Origin of the sequence: Paenibacillus ginsengihumi DSM 21568 (assembly GCF_000380965.1) — a bacterium.
GTDB classification, from domain to species: Bacteria; Bacillota; Bacilli; order Paenibacillales; family NBRC-103111; genus Paenibacillus_G; species Paenibacillus_G ginsengihumi.
Genome location: NZ_KB905599.1, coordinates 1 through 15,875, shown reverse-complemented (window position 1 = coordinate 15,875; position 15,875 = coordinate 1). Strand labels below are relative to the sequence as shown.

Sequence of the window (15,875 nt, the reverse complement as noted above, 5' to 3'; positions counted from 1 at the left end):
GCGCTTGGCTTGCTTCAGCCGCCTGATGTTTATTGAATCGCTTTTTTCCAGTCGGCCGCGAATTTCTCCAACCCTTGATCCGTAAGCGGATGCTTGACGAGCTGCTCGATGACGCTAAAAGGAACCGTAGCGATATGCGCGCCGGCCAGCGCCACGCGGGTCACGTGATCCGGATGACGGACGGAGGCGGCGATGATTTGCGTGTCCAGGTTATGAACGCGGAACAGCTCAGCCACTCGGGTAACGAGCTGCACGCCGTCTTCCGAAATGTCGTCCAGACGGCCGAGGAACGGAGATACGTATGTCGCTCCGGCGCGCGCGGCCAACAGCGCCTGGTTGACCGTAAAGATCAGCGTAACGTTCGTTTTGACGCCCTTCCTGGACAAATATCGGCACGCTTCCAGACCGGCCAGCGTCATCGGAAGCTTGATCGTAATGTTCTTGTCGTTATTATTGATCTTGATCAGCTCGTTTGCTTGCGCGATCATTTCTTCCGCGGTCACCGCATCAGGCGTAACTTCGGCAGATACCGATTCGACCTCAGGCACGGCCTGCAAAATTTCCGCGATCCGGTCCTCGAATTTGACTCCTTCCTTCGCAACGAGCGACGGATTCGTCGTAACGCCGGACAATACGCCGATGCGATATGCTTTTCGAATGTCTTCCAGATTGGCAGTGTCGATAAATAACTTCATGTCCATTCAACCTCCATGGATTAGGGATCAAATCTTATTTTAGCAAATTTTTGGCCAGGCGAACCACATTGTCGACGGAGAAGCCGAAGTATTCCATGACGGCGCCGCCTGCCCCCGAGGCGCCGAACGTATCGACCGACAGCACGGTGCCGCAAGGTCCCGCATAACGGTCCCAGCCGAGCGCGATGCCGGCTTCGATAACGACCCGCTTCGTGACGGAATCGGGGAGCACGCTTTGCTTGTAGTCGTCCGGTTGCCGCTCGAACAGTTCCCGGCTCGGCATGGCCACGACGCGCACCGACACGTTGTCCTTCTCGAGCTCCGCCTTGGCGCTTGCGGCCAGCGACACCTCCGATCCGGTCGCGATCAGGATGATATCCGGCTGCCCGCCCGTCTCTGCCAGCACGTAGCCTCCCTTTGCAACGGCGTCCCGGTTGGCGCGGGTCGCTTCGAACACCGGCAGGTTCTGTCTGCTCAGGATAAGCGCGACCGGGCCTTCCTTCTGCTCCAGCGCATAAGCCCAGGCGCTCGCCGTCTCGTTGGCGTCCGACGGGCGAATAACCGTAAGCCCCGGGATCGTGCGCAGCGCGGCCAGATGCTCGACCGGCTCGTGCGTCGGCCCGTCTTCCCCGACAGCGATGGAGTCGTGGGTGAACACATAGATGACCGGCAGCTTCTGCAGCGCGGCAAGCCGAATGGACGGGCGCAAATAGTCGCTGAACACGAAGAACGTGCCGGCGAACGGCTTGACGCCGCCGTGCAGAGCCATGCCGTTGGCCGCTGCGCCCATCGCATGCTCGCGCACGCCGAAGTAGATGTTGCGTCCGGCATAGGAATCGATCGCGTATTTGCCTTCTCCCTTGATATCCGTCATCGTCGAATGCGACAAGTCTGCGCTACCGCCGAAGATGGACGGAATGCTTTTCACGAAATGGTTGATCGCTTCTCCGCTCGCGACGCGAGTCGAGATGCTTTTGGCGGAATCGAACGTCAGAATATCGGCCGCATCGATCGTCACCGTGCCCTCGATCGCCGCGGCAAGCTCGCTGCCCTCCGCAGGATATTGCGCAGCGTAAGCGTCGAACAGGCGGTTCCATTCCGCTTCCTTATCTGCCCCCTGCTCCTTCAGGCGGGCAAAATGCGCCCGGACCTCGTCAGGCACCGTGAACTCCTCTTCATAGGGCCAGCCGTAAGCTTCCTTGGTCGCCTTCGCTTCCTCCCGGCCGAGCGGAGCGCCGTGCACCTTGTTCGTGCCCGCCAGCTTGCTGCCGTAGCCGATGATCGTGCGGATTTCGATGATCGTCGGCTGCTCCGCATGCTGCTTGGCCGCCGCGATCGCCGCGGAGATGGCCGCGATGTCGTTGCCGTCCTCCACCCGCAGATAGTGCCAGTTCGCGGACTCCGCCCGCTTGCGCACATCTTCGCCAAAGCTTAAGGACAGCTCGCCGTCGAGCGAGATGTCGTTGGAATCGTAGAGCACGATCAATTTGCCGAGCTTCATATGTCCGGCCATGGACATCGCTTCATACGATATGCCCTCCATCAGGCAGCCGTCGCCGACGAGCGCGTACGTATAATGATCGACGACCGGGAAGCCGTCCCGGTTGAACCTCGCGGCCAGATGCGCCTCGGCCATCGCCATGCCGACCGCCATGGCAATCCCTTGCCCGAGCGGCCCTGTCGTGGCGTCCACGCCGTCTGTATGCCCGTACTCGGGATGGCCGGGGGTGGCGCTGTTCAGCTTGCGGAACTGCTTCAAATCGTCGAGCGATACCTTGTACCCGAACAGATGCAGCAGGCTGTACAGCAGAGCCGAGCCGTGTCCGGCCGACAGGACGAACCGGTCGCGGTTGAACCATTTGGCATTGGCCGGGTTGTGGTTCAAATGCTCGGACCAAAGGGTGTAAGCCATCGGGGCCGCGCCCATCGGCAATCCCGGATGGCCGGAATTGGCGGCGTTGATGGCGTCGATCGACAGCGTGCGGATCGTATCGATCGCAAGTTGATTAATAGTTTGCGTAGTAGGCATAGCGTTCTCCTTCATCCATTGCAGATTTTTTCTCTTGCTTGTCGTCAAACCACCAGTGGTAACCGTCTCTGGCCAGCAGCTCGTCGGCTGCGGCCGGTCCGTACGAGCCTGCCGGATACGCATGCAGCGGCACCAGGTTGTCGGCGAAGGCGTCCAGCACCGGCTGTACCCATTGCCAGCTCAGCTCGACCTCGTCCCAGTGGGCGAAGAAGGTCGAATCCCCGTTCAAGGCGTCGCGGATCAAATTTTCGTAAGCTTCGGGCGATTCGGCCGCGCTTGCCTTCAGGTCAATCTGAATCGGCTTGAAACCTCGGCCCGCTCCGGGCTCCTTCGCATTGAGCTGCAGCGTAATGGCCTCGTTCGGTCCGATCTCGATGACGAGCAGATTCGGCGCCGGTTCGTCCGCCTTGGCGCTGCGGACCTGCTTGACCGGCTCCTTGAACTCGACGACGATTCGCGTCGACTTCTCCTTCAGGCGCTTGCCCGTGCGGATGTAGAAGGGCACGCCGCGCCAGTCGTTGTTGTCGATCTCCAGCCTGGCGGCAATGAACGTGTCGTTCATCGAATCCGGCGCAATGCCCGGCTCGGCTGTATATGCGGGAACCGGCTTGCCCCCGATGCTTCCCGCCGCATACTGACCGCGGACCAGATGAGCGGCGACGTCTTCTTTTTGCACCGGCTTCAGCGCCTCCATCACCCGCTTCTTCTGGAAGCGCACCTTGTCCGAGCCGCTGCCGTGCGGCAGGTGGATCGCCGCCATCATGAGCAATTGCAGCATATGATTCTGGAACATGTCGCGAATGGCGCCGACGTGGTCGTAATATCCGGCCCGCTCCTCGACGCCGACCGACTCGTTCGCCGTAATTTGCACGTTGGCAATATAGCGGTTGTTCCACAGCGCCTGGATGACCGGATTGGCCTGCTGCAGCGATTCCAGCTGCTGCACGACCGGCTTGCCGAGGTAATGGTCGATCCGGTAAATTTCGTCCTCCGAGAACGATTGGCTCAAATTCCGGTTCAGCTCCCGCGCCGACTGCAGATCGTGGCCGAACGGCTTCTCGATGACGAGCCGCTTCCACCCGCTCGCCGAGCCGAGCCCGCTGCTTTGGATATTGGCGGCAATCGTCTCGAAATATTCAGGGCCGACGGACAGATAGAACAGGCGGTTCGGCGTCATGCCGAGCTCGGCTTCCCGCCGCTCGACAAGCGCGAGCAGCTTCTTGTAATCTTCCGCGCGGCCGATATCCAGCACGCTGTACCTGAACGCTTGCAGAAACTGCTCCAGCCGCGCCTTGCCGCTCGCCTGGCGCCTGGAGAACCGCTCCAGCGATAGCTCGACATTTTTCTGGAAAAACTCGTCGGTCCACTCTCTTCTTCCGAGGCCGACGACGGAGAACGGCTGCGGCAGTCTGCCGTCGAGATATAAGTTAAACAGGGCGGGGTAAATTTTGCGCTTGGCCAAATCCCCGGTCGCCCCGAACAAGACAAAAGTAGTCGGTTCCATCTCCTGATCCCTCCCTACCCAACTTGACCCTGGTTTCTTTTTGGTAAATTCAATATAATACAAATCACAGGCATACAAGTAATGAATATATTTCACAGGAGCTATAGATCATGTCTATGGGTAACAATTACGAGCTGTACAAGGTGTTCTATTGGGCGGCCAAAACCGGCAGTCTGTCGCAAGCGGCCAAAACGCTGTACCTCACGCAGCCGAGCGTCAGCCATGCCGTCAAGCAGCTGGAGGAAAGCTTCGGCGTCGCCTTGTTCTACCGCAATGCCCGAGGCGTCGAGCTGACGCAGGAGGGCGCCGTCCTGTTCTCCTACATCGAGCAGTCGCATATTCTCATCACGCTCGCGGAGGAAAAGATGGCCGCGCTCAAAAATCTCGAAAGCGGCGAGCTGCGCATCGGCGGCAGCGATTCGCTGTTCAAGCATTATTTGCTGCCGTATCTGGAGCACTTTCACGAGCATCATCCCGGCGTCAAGCTGCATTTGCATCACGGAACGACGCCGGAGGTCATCACGTTTTTGAAGGAAGGGCGGATAGATCTGGGGGTCGTCCGCATGCCGATCATCGATCCGCAGCTGGAGGTGAAGGAAAGCTTTCAGCTGCAGGATTGCTTCGTCGCCGGGGCGCGTTACGCCGAGCTGAAAGACGCCGTGCTGTCGCTCGAAGAGCTGCTGCAGCATCCGATCATTCTGTTTTCCCGCAACAGCCGGGCCCGGATGACGATCACCGAGCTGTTCCACAGCTACGGCTTCTCGATCAGGCCGGAGATCGAAGTCGGGAGCGTCGATCTGCTCATCGAATTTGCCAAGAGAGGGCTTGGCATCTCTTATGTCACCAGGGAATTCGTCTCGAAGGAGCTGGAGGAAGGCGCCTTGTTCGAGGTTCGCTTGAACGTGCCGCTCCCGCCTTCGCAAGTGGGGATTTTGACGAAGCGCAGCATGCCGCTGTCCAGCGCGGCCCAGGCGTTCGTCCGGCTGGTCGGGTGACGCCGCGGGCGTGCTCTGCGCAGGCGTTGCGAGCCCCGCGCCCAGCGGGCATGCTCCGCGCAGGCGTTGCGAGCCCCGCGCCCGGCGGGCGTGCTCTGCGCAGGCGTTGCGAGCCCCGCGCCCGGCGGGCATGCTCCGCGCAGGCGTTGCGAGCCCGCGCCCGGCGGGCATGCTCCGCGCAGGCGTTGCGAGCCCGCGCCCAGCGGGCGTGCTCCGCGCAGGCGTTGCGAGCCCGCGCCCGGCGGGCATGCTCCGCCGCGCAGGCGTTGCGAGCCCCGCGCCCGGCGGGCGTGCTCTGCGCAGGCGTTGCGAGCCCGCGCCCGGCGGGCGTGCTCTGCGCAGGCGTTGCGAGCCCGCGCCCGGCGGGCGTGCTCTGCGCAGGCGTTGCGAGCCCCGCGCCCGGCGGGCGTGCTCCGCGCAGGCGTTGCGAGCCCCGCGCCCGGCGGGCGTGCTCCGCCGCGCAGGCGTTGCGAGCCCGCGCCCGGCGGGCGTGCTCCGCGCAGGCGTTGCGAGCCCGCGCCCGGCGGGCATGCTCCGCCGCGCAGGCGTTGCGAGCCCCGCGCCCGGCGGGCGTGCTGCGCGTTAGCGCGGCCTCTCCCCGGTCGCACCGGGCACAGGAGGCGATGAATCCTGCAAAAAATACAACATTTTTCTTAACTTTTGGGCAAGAGGAAGGGGAATGTTGTATTTAGTGCAACAATTTGGGCGAGATGGGCTTCAAACCCGGGAACATCGCCCAAAATGTTGCACGTTGTGCAACATTGAGCCGCTAATACGGTGTATCCCCCCGTTTTTGTTGTACAAAATACAACATTTGCAGACTAGCCCGGGGGAGGGGGGGGGGGCGCAGCCCTTTCGCCTCATCTGATGGCCCCGCAGCGCTATGGTGCCGGAAACGCTGATTTTGGTAGCCAAGCATGCGGAATAAGGCTGCTCGCCAGCGTTCAAATGCCAGATCCGACGACTTAATGGCCGGCCTCGGCAGCGACGAGGAAGGCTATGACGAGGAAGGCTATATCGGGCAAAGCGATATCAGTTCTGCAGCACGAGAGGCGACCGACCGCCACCGCAGCCTGCAGATGCGCTCGCCAGAGCGGGTTATCGCGAAGCAAATGAATAAACGGCAGCGGCCAAAGCAACCAGCACAACGATTCCGCTCATCCAGCCCAAATGCAGCACAGATACAGCGTTGATCGCCACGCCTCCCAGTCCCGCCCCCAAAGTCATGCCGATATTCATCAAGGCCGTATTAAAGCTAAGCACAACTTCCGAGGACCGAGGTTTCAAGGAGATCAAATAAAACTGATTGGCAGGCGTAGTCGTCCACGCCGCAGCCCCCCAGATCATCAAGACGACGAAAACGCCGATCGTAGACCCCGCTGCTGCCGTGAAAGCCATCAAGGCCGCTGCATGCACGAGCAGGCCGACGGCAATCGTGCGGGTGTGCCCCCATTTGTCCACCGCAAATCCGCCCAGCCGCGCCCCGATAAAGGCAAACACGCCCAGAACGAACAACGCCGTACTGATCATTTCTATCGAAAAGTGGGCCAGCCGGGTCAAAAACGGACCGATATAAGCGAATACCATCGTGTAGCCGAGAATCCAGAACACCGTAATCAGCAGGCCAGCGATCAAAGGCTTGTCCCGCAGCGACTGCCATTGCTGCCTGAGTGGCGTAGGCTCGGCTCCCTCCAGCTTCGGTATGAATCGATACAGCAGCAGGAGGTTGATCAGCGTTACCGCAGCGATGATCAAATAAAGGTAGCGCCAATCCATATAAGCGGCCATCAGCGTCCCAAACGGCACCCCCAGCACCAAAGATACCGAAAAGCCGGTCATCACGACAGCGATTGCGTTGCCCCGTCTGTCAGGCTGCGCCAGCCTGGCCGCATAGTGCGTGGCAATCACGGTATACAATCCGCTGCTCATCGCCAGCACGATGCGGGAAGCCATCAGCAGGCTATAATGATGACTCGCGAATGCGATCAGGTTGCCTGCTATAAAAGCAAGCATGGCATATAACATCACTTGTTTGCGTTCCAATTTGGCAGTCAGCATGACCAGAAAAAGGGCCCCGCACGCATAAGACAGCGAATAAAACGTGACCAGTTGACCGGCCGCCGCAATCGATACGTTCAGATCGTCTGCGACCAGCTCCAAAATGCCGGACACCACAAACTCGGCCGTCCCGGTTACGAACGCCCCCAATGCCAGCAAATAAATCGCCAAGCGATTCATGCACTCTCCCCTCCTCTCCTGTTATTGCCTTCATTTTAAACAGCGTGTTATGATTAGTAAAATTGATCTTTTTCATTATGGAGATGAGCAAATACTTATGACAATAGCTCGTTTTGAAGTGTTCGCCAAGGTTGCCGAGCTGGAGAGCTTCACCAAAGCTGCCGAGCAGTTGAATATGACGCAATCGGCCGTCAGCCATGCAATTGCAAGCCTCGAATCCGAGTGGGGGCAGGCGCTGCTCGTTCGCGATCGGAAGAAGGGGATATCGCTTACGGAAGTGGGGCAAAAAACGATTGTTCACATACGGGAAATTTTGAACCGAATGGAGATCATCCAGCAGGAGCTCGCTTTGGCGTCCCAGTTAGAGGTCGGCAAGATCCGCATCGGGACATTTGCCAGCGCTTCGGCTTGCGTGCTGCCCAAAATTTTGGCCAAGTTTCAAAAGAAGCATCCCAAGATCGAATTCCGCTTTTATGAGGGAACGTATGAGGAGATTAGCGAGTGGCTAACAACCGGCGTCATCGACCTCGGTTTTGTCGTGCAGCCTGACGCGAAGTCCGCCTTCGATTGGGTTCCTCTGGTGAAGGATGAGATGGTTGTGGCATTTTCCGAGAACCACCCATTTGGCCAGGAAGACGTCGTTCCGGTTCGGGCTCTGCAGGATGAACCGTTTATTCTGCCGACGGGGATGTACCAGGCCCATGTCCAGGAGATATTTCGGCAGGCGAAGGTCGCTCCTAATATCCGTTTTGAAGTGAAGGATTGCAACACGATCGCCCATATGGTTCAGGAAGGACTCGGCGTGACCATAGGCCCTGCTTTGTTTTTGAAATCGCAGTCCAACCTGCAGACGAGGCGTTTGGATGTGGAGCACTCGCGAACCATCGCTTTGGCTTGTCCCTCGCTTTCCGCCGCTTCCCCTGCTGTAAAAGCTTTTCTTGCGGCAGCCGGCACTGCGATCGGGGCGGAAAAGCGCTAGATCCCCGGCACAGCGGATCGCTCCGGGCCTATTTTCCCTGCTGGACGCCTATATGCAAGTCAAGAGGCACACCGTTATAGGCGTGCCCCTGCTGTTTTGCTATCGTTATTCATTCCCCATCGTGCTGATATCGATCACAAAACGATACCGGACATCCGAAGCGAGTACGCGCTCCCAGGCTTCGTCAATCTGGTTGGCGGAAATCAGCTCGATCTCGGGAGCAATGCGGTGTTCAGCGCAAAAGTCAAGCATTTCCTGCGTTTCGCGAATGCCGCCGATCATCGATCCGGCGAACGACCGGCGATGTCCGATAAGAGACATGACATGAACGGACAACGGCTCCGCCGGCGCGCCAATAACAGCTCCATGGCGGCGCGTTCCTTATCCGCAATCTCGAGCAAAAGCTGCGATGCCTGCTGCAGCTCCCGGTAGTCGCCTGTTCTTCCCGCGCGGTCGATCGAAGATGAGACGCTGACCCACATTGGAGCGATTTCCGTAAACAAGCGGCAGGCTTGTTCGATGTCCGGGTCTTGCAGAGCGTGGGCGCATTCTTTCAAGAAATCCCGATACAAATTCCGAAACAAAGCGCCGCCGGTGCCCGCCCGCTCCATCAGCAGGGCGGTCAGGCACAGGTCATGCTCGATATTGCTGCTGCGGGAAGGCCATTTCAAGATTTCGCTGCTCATCTTGACAATCCCTTTATACCCGATATTGCGAATGGGCGGGTTCAAATAGTCGTGCGCATTCTTGGTCAAGGCCGCGCGCATCGCGGGAGCGAGCGGCGGCAGGGCGACGATTGGCTCGAGCGTAAAGGAACGATTCCGGGAACTCATGGGGCCCTTGGCGTTTCTGGCCGCGGCCAAGCTGGTCAAACGCGTCTTCACCGGACCGCCCTGTTGCCTGGTATCGGCCATGTAGGCGTATTCGTCGTCCAGGCCGTACAGGACCGCATAATGAGCGGCAAAATGCACTTTGCTTGTGAAATAGTCCAGGTAATAGGAATCCAATTTCAGCCCTACCGGAACGCCCTGTTCGATGCAGCTCCGTGCGTTCCGCCACGCTTTGTCCACGGACGACGTTTCTTGAACGCTCACGGTCAAACCGAGCCTGCCTATGAGGTTGGCCGTCAATACATCCGGCTTCACCCGGCCTCCGATGAACGGAAAGTCCATTTGCTTCGAATCCCAATAAATGAATCCGAGCCCTTGCCCAAGTCCGAACAGCATCGGTTCCGACAGCCGGACTCCTGCAAATTGCAGCAAATTGCCCATAGCGGTCGTCTCGCAATGCTCGCCTTGGTAAGGAACGAAATTTTCAATGATGATGGCCATCTTCCCCTGTCTCCTCCAGCAATTCGTTCATTAGACCGGAAACAAACGCTCGTTCGCTTTCAATCAGGCTGAGCGGATGCAAGAACAGCGCCCTTACGTTCAGAGGCAAGCGCACGCCGCCTTGCGCTTCGTACTTCTGCCTTATTGTTGCGGAAGCCTCCTGAAGAAAATCCAACCGTTTCCGCAAAGCCGCTGCGGCCTCCTCCTTCCCGATCAAAGGCAAAGCGGCCAAGCCGAGATCGAAGCGATGGTCGCGCTCCCGCGACGACGACAGACTGCCTAGAATTTCGTATTTCAGCCGGGCCATGCCGGCTTCGGTGAGAGCGAAGCGGACCGGCACCGGTCCTTTGCCGAATTTCATGCCGGCTTCCTCGGAGATGATCCAGCCTTTTTCGCTCAGCTTCTTCAGTCCCGCGTAGATCGATGTCGTGCCGATATTCGCCCATTCAAGGTAGCCTCGCTGATCGACTAACTTCTTAATATCGTACCCCGAAGCTTGACGGCATTCCGCAATCATCTGCAGCAGCATGAATTCGACATTCGAAATGGAGTGCATGCCGGGACCTCTTATCTCATTTTTATTATTTCACGTATGCAATATAACACTGGTGAAATAAAAATTCAAGCCTTGATAAATTTATTGCGTGGAGGAACCGATATCCGTTATGGTAAATTTAATATCAAAGCTCACTGGCGTTTGGCTGAAAACATCGTCCCAGCGGTCTTTTACCTTTTTCCAATATTTGGGGCGTTCAATACGCAAACGATCTCCAAAGCCGGCAACATCTACTTTGTAAGTCGACTGCATTTTTCGCATCGTCGTCTCCAGCATTTGCAATAACCTTTTTTCAAAAATTTTCGTGACTTTCTCCTGATATTCGGACTTGGAGGGATCTTCCTTAGAATCCCAGTTTTCAATCAATCGCCCCTCCGATTCGATGCTAACGCGAAACGAAAGCCGGTCATCTTTAAGCTTCGAAGTAATTTTGCTGTTAGCGGATTTTACTTCATACGTAATCGGTTCGTTTCTCCAATCGTAAGATTTGATGAGCCCTCCCTGAACATCTCCTTTGATCCATGAAATATTGCTTACGTCCATTTGGCTCAGCGAACCGATCCATTTGCCCGTCTCCCCTTTAATAATGCCCGCTCCGGAAAATTCCGTTTCTCCGCCTGCCGCAGCGACCTCCTGCAAAATAAAGCTCTGTTTCGTGCCCAGCCAACCATTCAGCTTGATCAGATTAACGGACTCCATGATTCTGTTGTTGCGAAAGCGGCCGCGCAGCATATCCCTGAGCTTAAAAGCGGGAATTTGATCCGCCCTCTTGGAGGTCAGCGTCTCCCTCGCCATCCCTTTGCTCAACAGCACGAGGCAGCTGGGACGAATATCGTTGTCCCTCAGGGCAAAGTCAAGCAGCTTGTCTACACTTTGCCGTTGGGCCAGCGCTCTGGATATCACGATCACCTTCAGATGGTGGCCGATCACCGAGTGCTCCCGGCGAATGGCATACTGCCGCATAATTTCGAAGAGCGAGTCCCCTGTTTCTGTCGTATTCAAATATTCGGTGCCCTGCCCTTTATCGGCCTGCTGTTTATCGGCGGCCGTGTTCATCGGCACGATCTGGACCGTCGCGGAAATCAGGTTCCGTTTCGGATAGCTTCCCCCTTGTTCCTCCAGCTCCTGTTCGATAACCGTCGGCTTTCCCTCGTCCAAAGCGACTCCGACATACATGCTCAAGTCTTCAATTTCCCTGCTGTTCCAGCAGCCTGTTTGGGTCACTAGCAGCCCTGCGGCAAGAAACACGGGCATTATGCGGCTTTTAAGCATGCTGCTTTAGTCCTTTCTTCCGGATAATGTAAATCAGCGATAAAGGTACCGTCACGATCACGAACACGGCGATGCTGCAGATGCCGACGGCTTCCCCCACAATAAACAAATCATCGATGCTTTTCGGCAGCATCGCGCAAATAAAGATGATCGGCATCAGGGAAAACAGGATAACCGGCAGCTTCGTCGAAATCGTTCTCGATATCCCGAGCGTCGCGGCATAAAAGTTGCTGGTGAAATTGCAGAACATCTGCATCATCCAAATGACCAGAAACGGAAATTCAAACCGTTCAAAAAATACGCCGATAAATTCAAAGCTTCGCAAAAGATCGAGCATGGGCCAGGTGCTTCTTAACACGGCGCTGGTCGACAAGCCGCCGACGACAAAGACCATTGCGCCCAGATACAGCGTAATCGGAATGCTCATCCCGGCTAACGCCATGTTGACAGCTTTACCGGGATTCTGAAGAAATCCCACCAGAATGAACACAATCTCGAACCCCGCAAAGCTTAACAGCGTCGCTTTCAAGCCCTTGATCACAGGAGGCAGCCCTTCGCCGAGAATAGGACGCAAATGGTCTATATCAAACAGCCTTAAGCTAAGAAACAGACTTAACAGCAAAATCAGCAAGCTCGCGGGGAAAATAATCTGAAACAATCTGGCGATGCAGTTGATTCCACCCGAAATCAAGTAAGCTGCTGTCCAAATAAAGGGGATGACAATGGCCCACATGGGGGTGCTTTCCAACAAGTAAAATAAGGCTACCTCCGCCAATACGCGAAGCTCGAAGCAAGCGATCAGCAGAAAGTATATGATCAGCACGAGAGATAACAGCTTGCCCGCCACGGCGCCAACGATTTTCCGGGAAAAATCAAAAACCGTACTCCCGGGATATTGCTGGCACAATGTTACCATGATCCATACCACCAGCAGCATAATCAGGCTGACCAGCAGAACGGATAACCAGGCATCCGGAGTCTGCACTTGCTCCGTAGCGTCTCTGGGCAATGTCAGAATGCCTGCTCCCAGAATGCTGTCAGCCAATATGATGACCCCTTGCGCCGTCGTAATCTTGTCGTCAGTGCGTGTAAACACTTCAAGTTCCTCCTCATTCACCCGTTCAGGGTCTGCGTCGGTCGCGGATCGTTTTTAGCATCGCCGGCCTGCGCTTCATCAGCGTCAGAGGGGCACGGATGAACAAATCTTTCCAGTCCCGCAGGCGGATTGGCGAGACGGGGGAGACATAAGGCACCCCGAAGCTTTCCAGCCTGGTCAAGTGGCAGCAAATGAGCAGGAAGAACAATACCGTTCCGAATATCCCCAGCACAGCGGCGAAAAACATCCCGATAAACCGAAGCATCCGCAAGGTAATCCCGGCACTGTACATCGGAATGGAAAAGGAGGCGATGGCGGTGACCGAAACGACAATCACCAGGAAAGGACTGACGATGCCCGCTTGGACGGATGCCTCCCCGATGATCAGACCGCCGACGATGCCCATCGCGGAGCCGATCGGGCGGGGCAACCGGACTCCCGCTTCCCGCAAAATTTCAATCGATACTTCCAGGATCAAAATTTCGATGAGCGAAGGAAAGGGAACCCGCTTGCGAGTCTCAATAATCGTGATGGCCAATTCGGTCGGAATGAGCCCGGGGTGAAAAGATATGAACGAAATATACAGGGACGGAACCATCAACGACATAAAAGCGGCTATAAAACGCAGCAAGCGCAGCAGGGAGCCTGCCATCCACCGTTCGTAATAATCTTCCGGAGACTGCAGCAGCATACTGAAGGTTACCGGCACAATCAGCGCATACGGCGTCCCGTCCAGAAGAATGGCGATTCTCCCCTCCATCAAAGCGTTCATGACCCGGTCCGGCCGCTCCGTATTTTGCGCCTGTTGAAAAGGGCTTAACATATCATCTTCGATCAGTTGCTCCACATAACCGGACTCGGCGATATAGTCCAAATCGATTTTGGCGATTCGCTTCTCCACTTCCCGCAGCAAATCGGGATTCACCATATTTTTCATGTAAGCGATCGCCAGATCTTTTTTTACGAGGTTGCCGACAACGTATTTTTTGATTTCCAGCTCTGTCGTGCGCCCCTGACGCCGCAGCAGCGACGTGTTGTCGCTGAGCACCTCCGTAAATCCCAGCCTTGGCCCGCGCAGCAGCGACTCCGAGGTGGGCTCGGTAATCGTTCTCGTTTTCCCCTGGGGCGTGCCGACAAGCAAGGCATGAGGCATGCCCTCCACCAGCAAGCCCGTATATCCTGTCAAGATCAATTCGCTCAGCTGGCGAATCTCGCTGACTTCGGAAATTTCGCTGACCGGCAATATTTTTTCCTTAAAATAGGAGGCAAGCTCCCCGGAAGAAGGGCGCTCCGCTTCCTGCTCCGCATCTTGAACGGAACCGGTCATTAGAACCCGCATCACATGGGTATCGATAATCCGCCCTTTCTGCATTCCTTCAATATAGATCAGCGCCGCCCGGAGCCCGAAGGCCGTCGTCTCATATTCCCGGATATGGACATCCCCGTTGCCGCCAATGGCTTGTTTAACAAAGCCGAGGTCCTGCTCATAATCTCCGGACAATAACAGGCCGGAGCTTGGCATGGATGTCGGCGAAGCGGCCGCGGCCGCCGCTCCGCTCTCGTTGGCGGAAGGTCTGTGCTTATCCGTTAATAGCGAGCGGAACCAGCGGTGCAGGGAGCAGATGATGATCGGGACCAGCAAGGTGACCCCCGCCTGCACGAAGACCGGCCATTCGGGGATATAAGATAAGATAGGAGTCCACACAGGAACCATCTCCCTGGGATGATAGCACCATCGTCATTTGGCGGATTACAGCAATTAGGATCAGTGCGGTAGAAAGAAATATTTTTTACTCAGATGTTAATATTCCCTTGCCGTACACGCCATATTCTGGATTGCATTGTCAAAAAGTTGGTAATAGAATGCCGTAGCTTTCCAGGAGAATGCGAAGGACAGGTTGCGGAAGAAACCATCGGGGAGGCATTGGGGCAAGCCAGCCATCCTCTGCGGGCACCTTGACAAAAGAAAAGCCTGTTGCCCTGAACCGGCAACAGGCTTACGGGACCTCTCAACCTTATATATGGTCGCTAGATGTCCTCGTTGGCAATCAGATAATCCACGACAATCATCCGATCCAGCGCATCGACGATGCCGGGAATCCCTAATGCCTCGCAGCAATTCACGTAATGTTGATAAACCGAAATGTGATTCGGTTTTTGCCGTGTCCGCTATGATGGTTCGCCAACCTCAAACCGTTGTATTGGAAACATGATACGTGTTTACGGCATTGACTGGTTCGGGTAATTCATCAAACATCCACTTGCTTGCCAGCGCATTTCTTGGTTAAACTATCCTTAAAGCAATTAAAATTACTTCCTCAGAAGTAAGAATTAGGAGTATGACCAATATGCAAAAGTTACAAAAAGAATTAATCCTTAATGCTTCTATTATATCTGCAGTGATTTCTGCCGTTTTAGCTGCGATTGGAGCAGAAATTTTTATAAACAACTCATTCTTTGGCTTCGGGTGGTTTATCCCATTTATGGTTTACTTTCTTGTCTTGTATGCGTTCAGCCTTATCGTCAGTTTTGGAAATTTTGCGCTCGGCCAGAAAATCAGAAGTCTAGGTGTACGATTGCTGACCTTCAATATCTTAGGCATAGTGCTCATTCTAACCGCTTGGTTCTTCCTCAGAGACATCATTATTTTGGCAAGTTTCTCTACATTCATTTTGTTTTCGTTAGTCGCCTTGATCATGGACCAAACCAAAAACAATGCACACGCATAAGCAAGCGATAAGCAGCTTCAGAGATCGTTTCTCTGTTCCAAAGGCCCGGGAAAGTCGAGTCTCAAAGAATCGGAGGGATATTCATGCTGAAGTGATTTTTATGAAACTAATTTAGTCTAGTAGCGAAAATATACCTTTTTTTTTAAAATTGCCTCGATTTTGTTTAAATGAATGCATCCAAGTACAAGGGGGGATTAACCCAAAACGTCGGGCACACCATTATTAACCTGCACTCCGTAAACAGTAAGTATCCTGCAAAGTTATTGTACTTATTTGAGACCATTATATGTTAATGAAGAGCAACGAACAGAAATTCGTTTCTTTATTGATCATTCTGGAATCAGGTATGAAGATGAATAGCGATATCCGGATTCGGTGGTGTTATCTTTCCGTATCCAATGGTAGGCCTTAACACGATAGTAATAGCCAGATAATACAGAGATATCGCGAA

At 55.5% G+C, this 15,875-nt stretch carries 13 protein-coding genes and 1 pseudogene; 4 read left to right on the top strand and 10 right to left on the bottom strand.

Annotated features, from left to right (window positions below):
• Positions 1 to 29: 29 nt before the first annotated feature.
• From fsa to zwf, 3 genes are read right to left on the bottom strand one after another with little or no spacing between them, the layout of a single operon-like run.
• On the bottom strand, positions 30 to 695 hold the full coding sequence (gene fsa, locus F591_RS0120355; RefSeq protein WP_019536463.1) for a fructose-6-phosphate aldolase: 666 nt from the start codon (positions 693 to 695) through the stop codon (positions 30 to 32).
• A 34-nt stretch (positions 696 to 729) separates the two neighbouring features.
• Positions 730 to 2,724: a transketolase gene (gene tkt / locus F591_RS0120350; RefSeq protein ID WP_019536462.1), complete on the bottom strand. Its 1,995-nt coding sequence runs from the start codon at positions 2,722 to 2,724 to the stop codon at positions 730 to 732.
• Entirely contained in the window at positions 2,702 to 4,228 is a 1,527-nt protein-coding gene (gene zwf, locus F591_RS0120345) for a glucose-6-phosphate dehydrogenase (protein ID WP_019536461.1), read from the bottom strand. Before zwf ends, tkt begins: the two co-directional genes overlap by 23 nt.
• A 116-nt stretch (positions 4,229 to 4,344) precedes the next feature.
• On the opposite strand from zwf, the gene F591_RS0120340 reads away from it, so the two are divergent.
• Both F591_RS0120340 and F591_RS33635 read left to right on the top strand, forming a co-directional pair.
• The gene (locus F591_RS0120340) at positions 4,345 to 5,223 is read left to right on the top strand and encodes a LysR family transcriptional regulator (protein WP_019536460.1); all 879 of its coding nucleotides are present in this window, start codon (positions 4,345 to 4,347) and stop codon (positions 5,221 to 5,223) included.
• Between the two features lie 679 nt (positions 5,224 to 5,902).
• Positions 5,903 to 6,091, top strand: coding sequence for a hypothetical protein (locus F591_RS33635; RefSeq protein ID WP_083935566.1), 189 nt, complete (start codon positions 5,903 to 5,905; stop codon positions 6,089 to 6,091).
• A 230-nt stretch (positions 6,092 to 6,321) separates the two neighbouring features.
• Here F591_RS33635 and F591_RS0120335 read toward each other — a convergent pair whose 3' ends face one another.
• The gene (locus F591_RS0120335) at positions 6,322 to 7,461 is read right to left on the bottom strand and encodes an MFS transporter (RefSeq protein ID WP_019536459.1); all 1,140 of its coding nucleotides are present in this window, start codon (positions 7,459 to 7,461) and stop codon (positions 6,322 to 6,324) included.
• Positions 7,462 to 7,558: 97 nt separating this feature from the next.
• Between F591_RS0120335 and F591_RS0120330 the strand changes: the two genes are divergently transcribed.
• Positions 7,559 to 8,440 carry a LysR family transcriptional regulator gene (locus F591_RS0120330; protein WP_019536458.1) on the top strand — a complete coding sequence of 294 codons (882 nt, stop codon included), beginning with the start codon at positions 7,559 to 7,561 and terminating at the stop codon, positions 8,438 to 8,440.
• Between the two features lie 105 nt (positions 8,441 to 8,545).
• On the opposite strand, the pseudogene F591_RS30685 reads toward F591_RS0120330, so the two are convergent.
• The 6 genes and pseudogenes from F591_RS30685 to F591_RS0120300 all read right to left on the bottom strand — a co-directional run.
• Positions 8,546 to 8,797 (bottom strand): annotated as a pseudogene (locus F591_RS30685) (alcohol dehydrogenase); the annotation flags it as partial.
• Complete coding sequence (locus F591_RS0120320) at positions 8,719 to 9,771, bottom strand: BtrH N-terminal domain-containing protein (RefSeq protein WP_019536456.1); 1,053 nt, start codon at positions 9,769 to 9,771, stop codon at positions 8,719 to 8,721. The pseudogene F591_RS30685 and the gene F591_RS0120320, both read right to left, overlap by 79 nt.
• Positions 9,755 to 10,327: a PadR family transcriptional regulator gene (locus F591_RS0120315; RefSeq protein WP_019536455.1), complete on the bottom strand. Its 573-nt coding sequence runs from the start codon at positions 10,325 to 10,327 to the stop codon at positions 9,755 to 9,757. The genes F591_RS0120320 and F591_RS0120315 overlap by 17 nt, the downstream gene beginning before the upstream one ends.
• Positions 10,328 to 10,408: 81 nt before the next feature.
• Positions 10,409 to 11,599: a Ger(x)C family spore germination protein gene (locus tag F591_RS0120310; RefSeq protein ID WP_019536454.1), complete on the bottom strand. Its 1,191-nt coding sequence runs from the start codon at positions 11,597 to 11,599 to the stop codon at positions 10,409 to 10,411.
• On the bottom strand, positions 11,592 to 12,695 hold the full coding sequence (locus F591_RS0120305; protein WP_019536453.1) for a GerAB/ArcD/ProY family transporter: 1,104 nt from the start codon (positions 12,693 to 12,695) through the stop codon (positions 11,592 to 11,594). Before F591_RS0120305 ends, F591_RS0120310 begins: the two co-directional genes overlap by 8 nt.
• 25 nt (positions 12,696 to 12,720) lie before the next feature.
• Entirely contained in the window at positions 12,721 to 14,400 is a 1,680-nt protein-coding gene (locus F591_RS0120300; RefSeq protein WP_019536452.1) for a spore germination protein, read from the bottom strand.
• Between the two features lie 643 nt (positions 14,401 to 15,043).
• On the opposite strand from F591_RS0120300, the gene F591_RS0120290 reads away from it, so the two are divergent.
• Positions 15,044 to 15,424, top strand: a complete 381-nt coding sequence (locus tag F591_RS0120290; protein ID WP_019536449.1) for a hypothetical protein — start codon at positions 15,044 to 15,046, stop codon at positions 15,422 to 15,424.
• Positions 15,425 to 15,875: the final 451 nt, after the last annotated feature.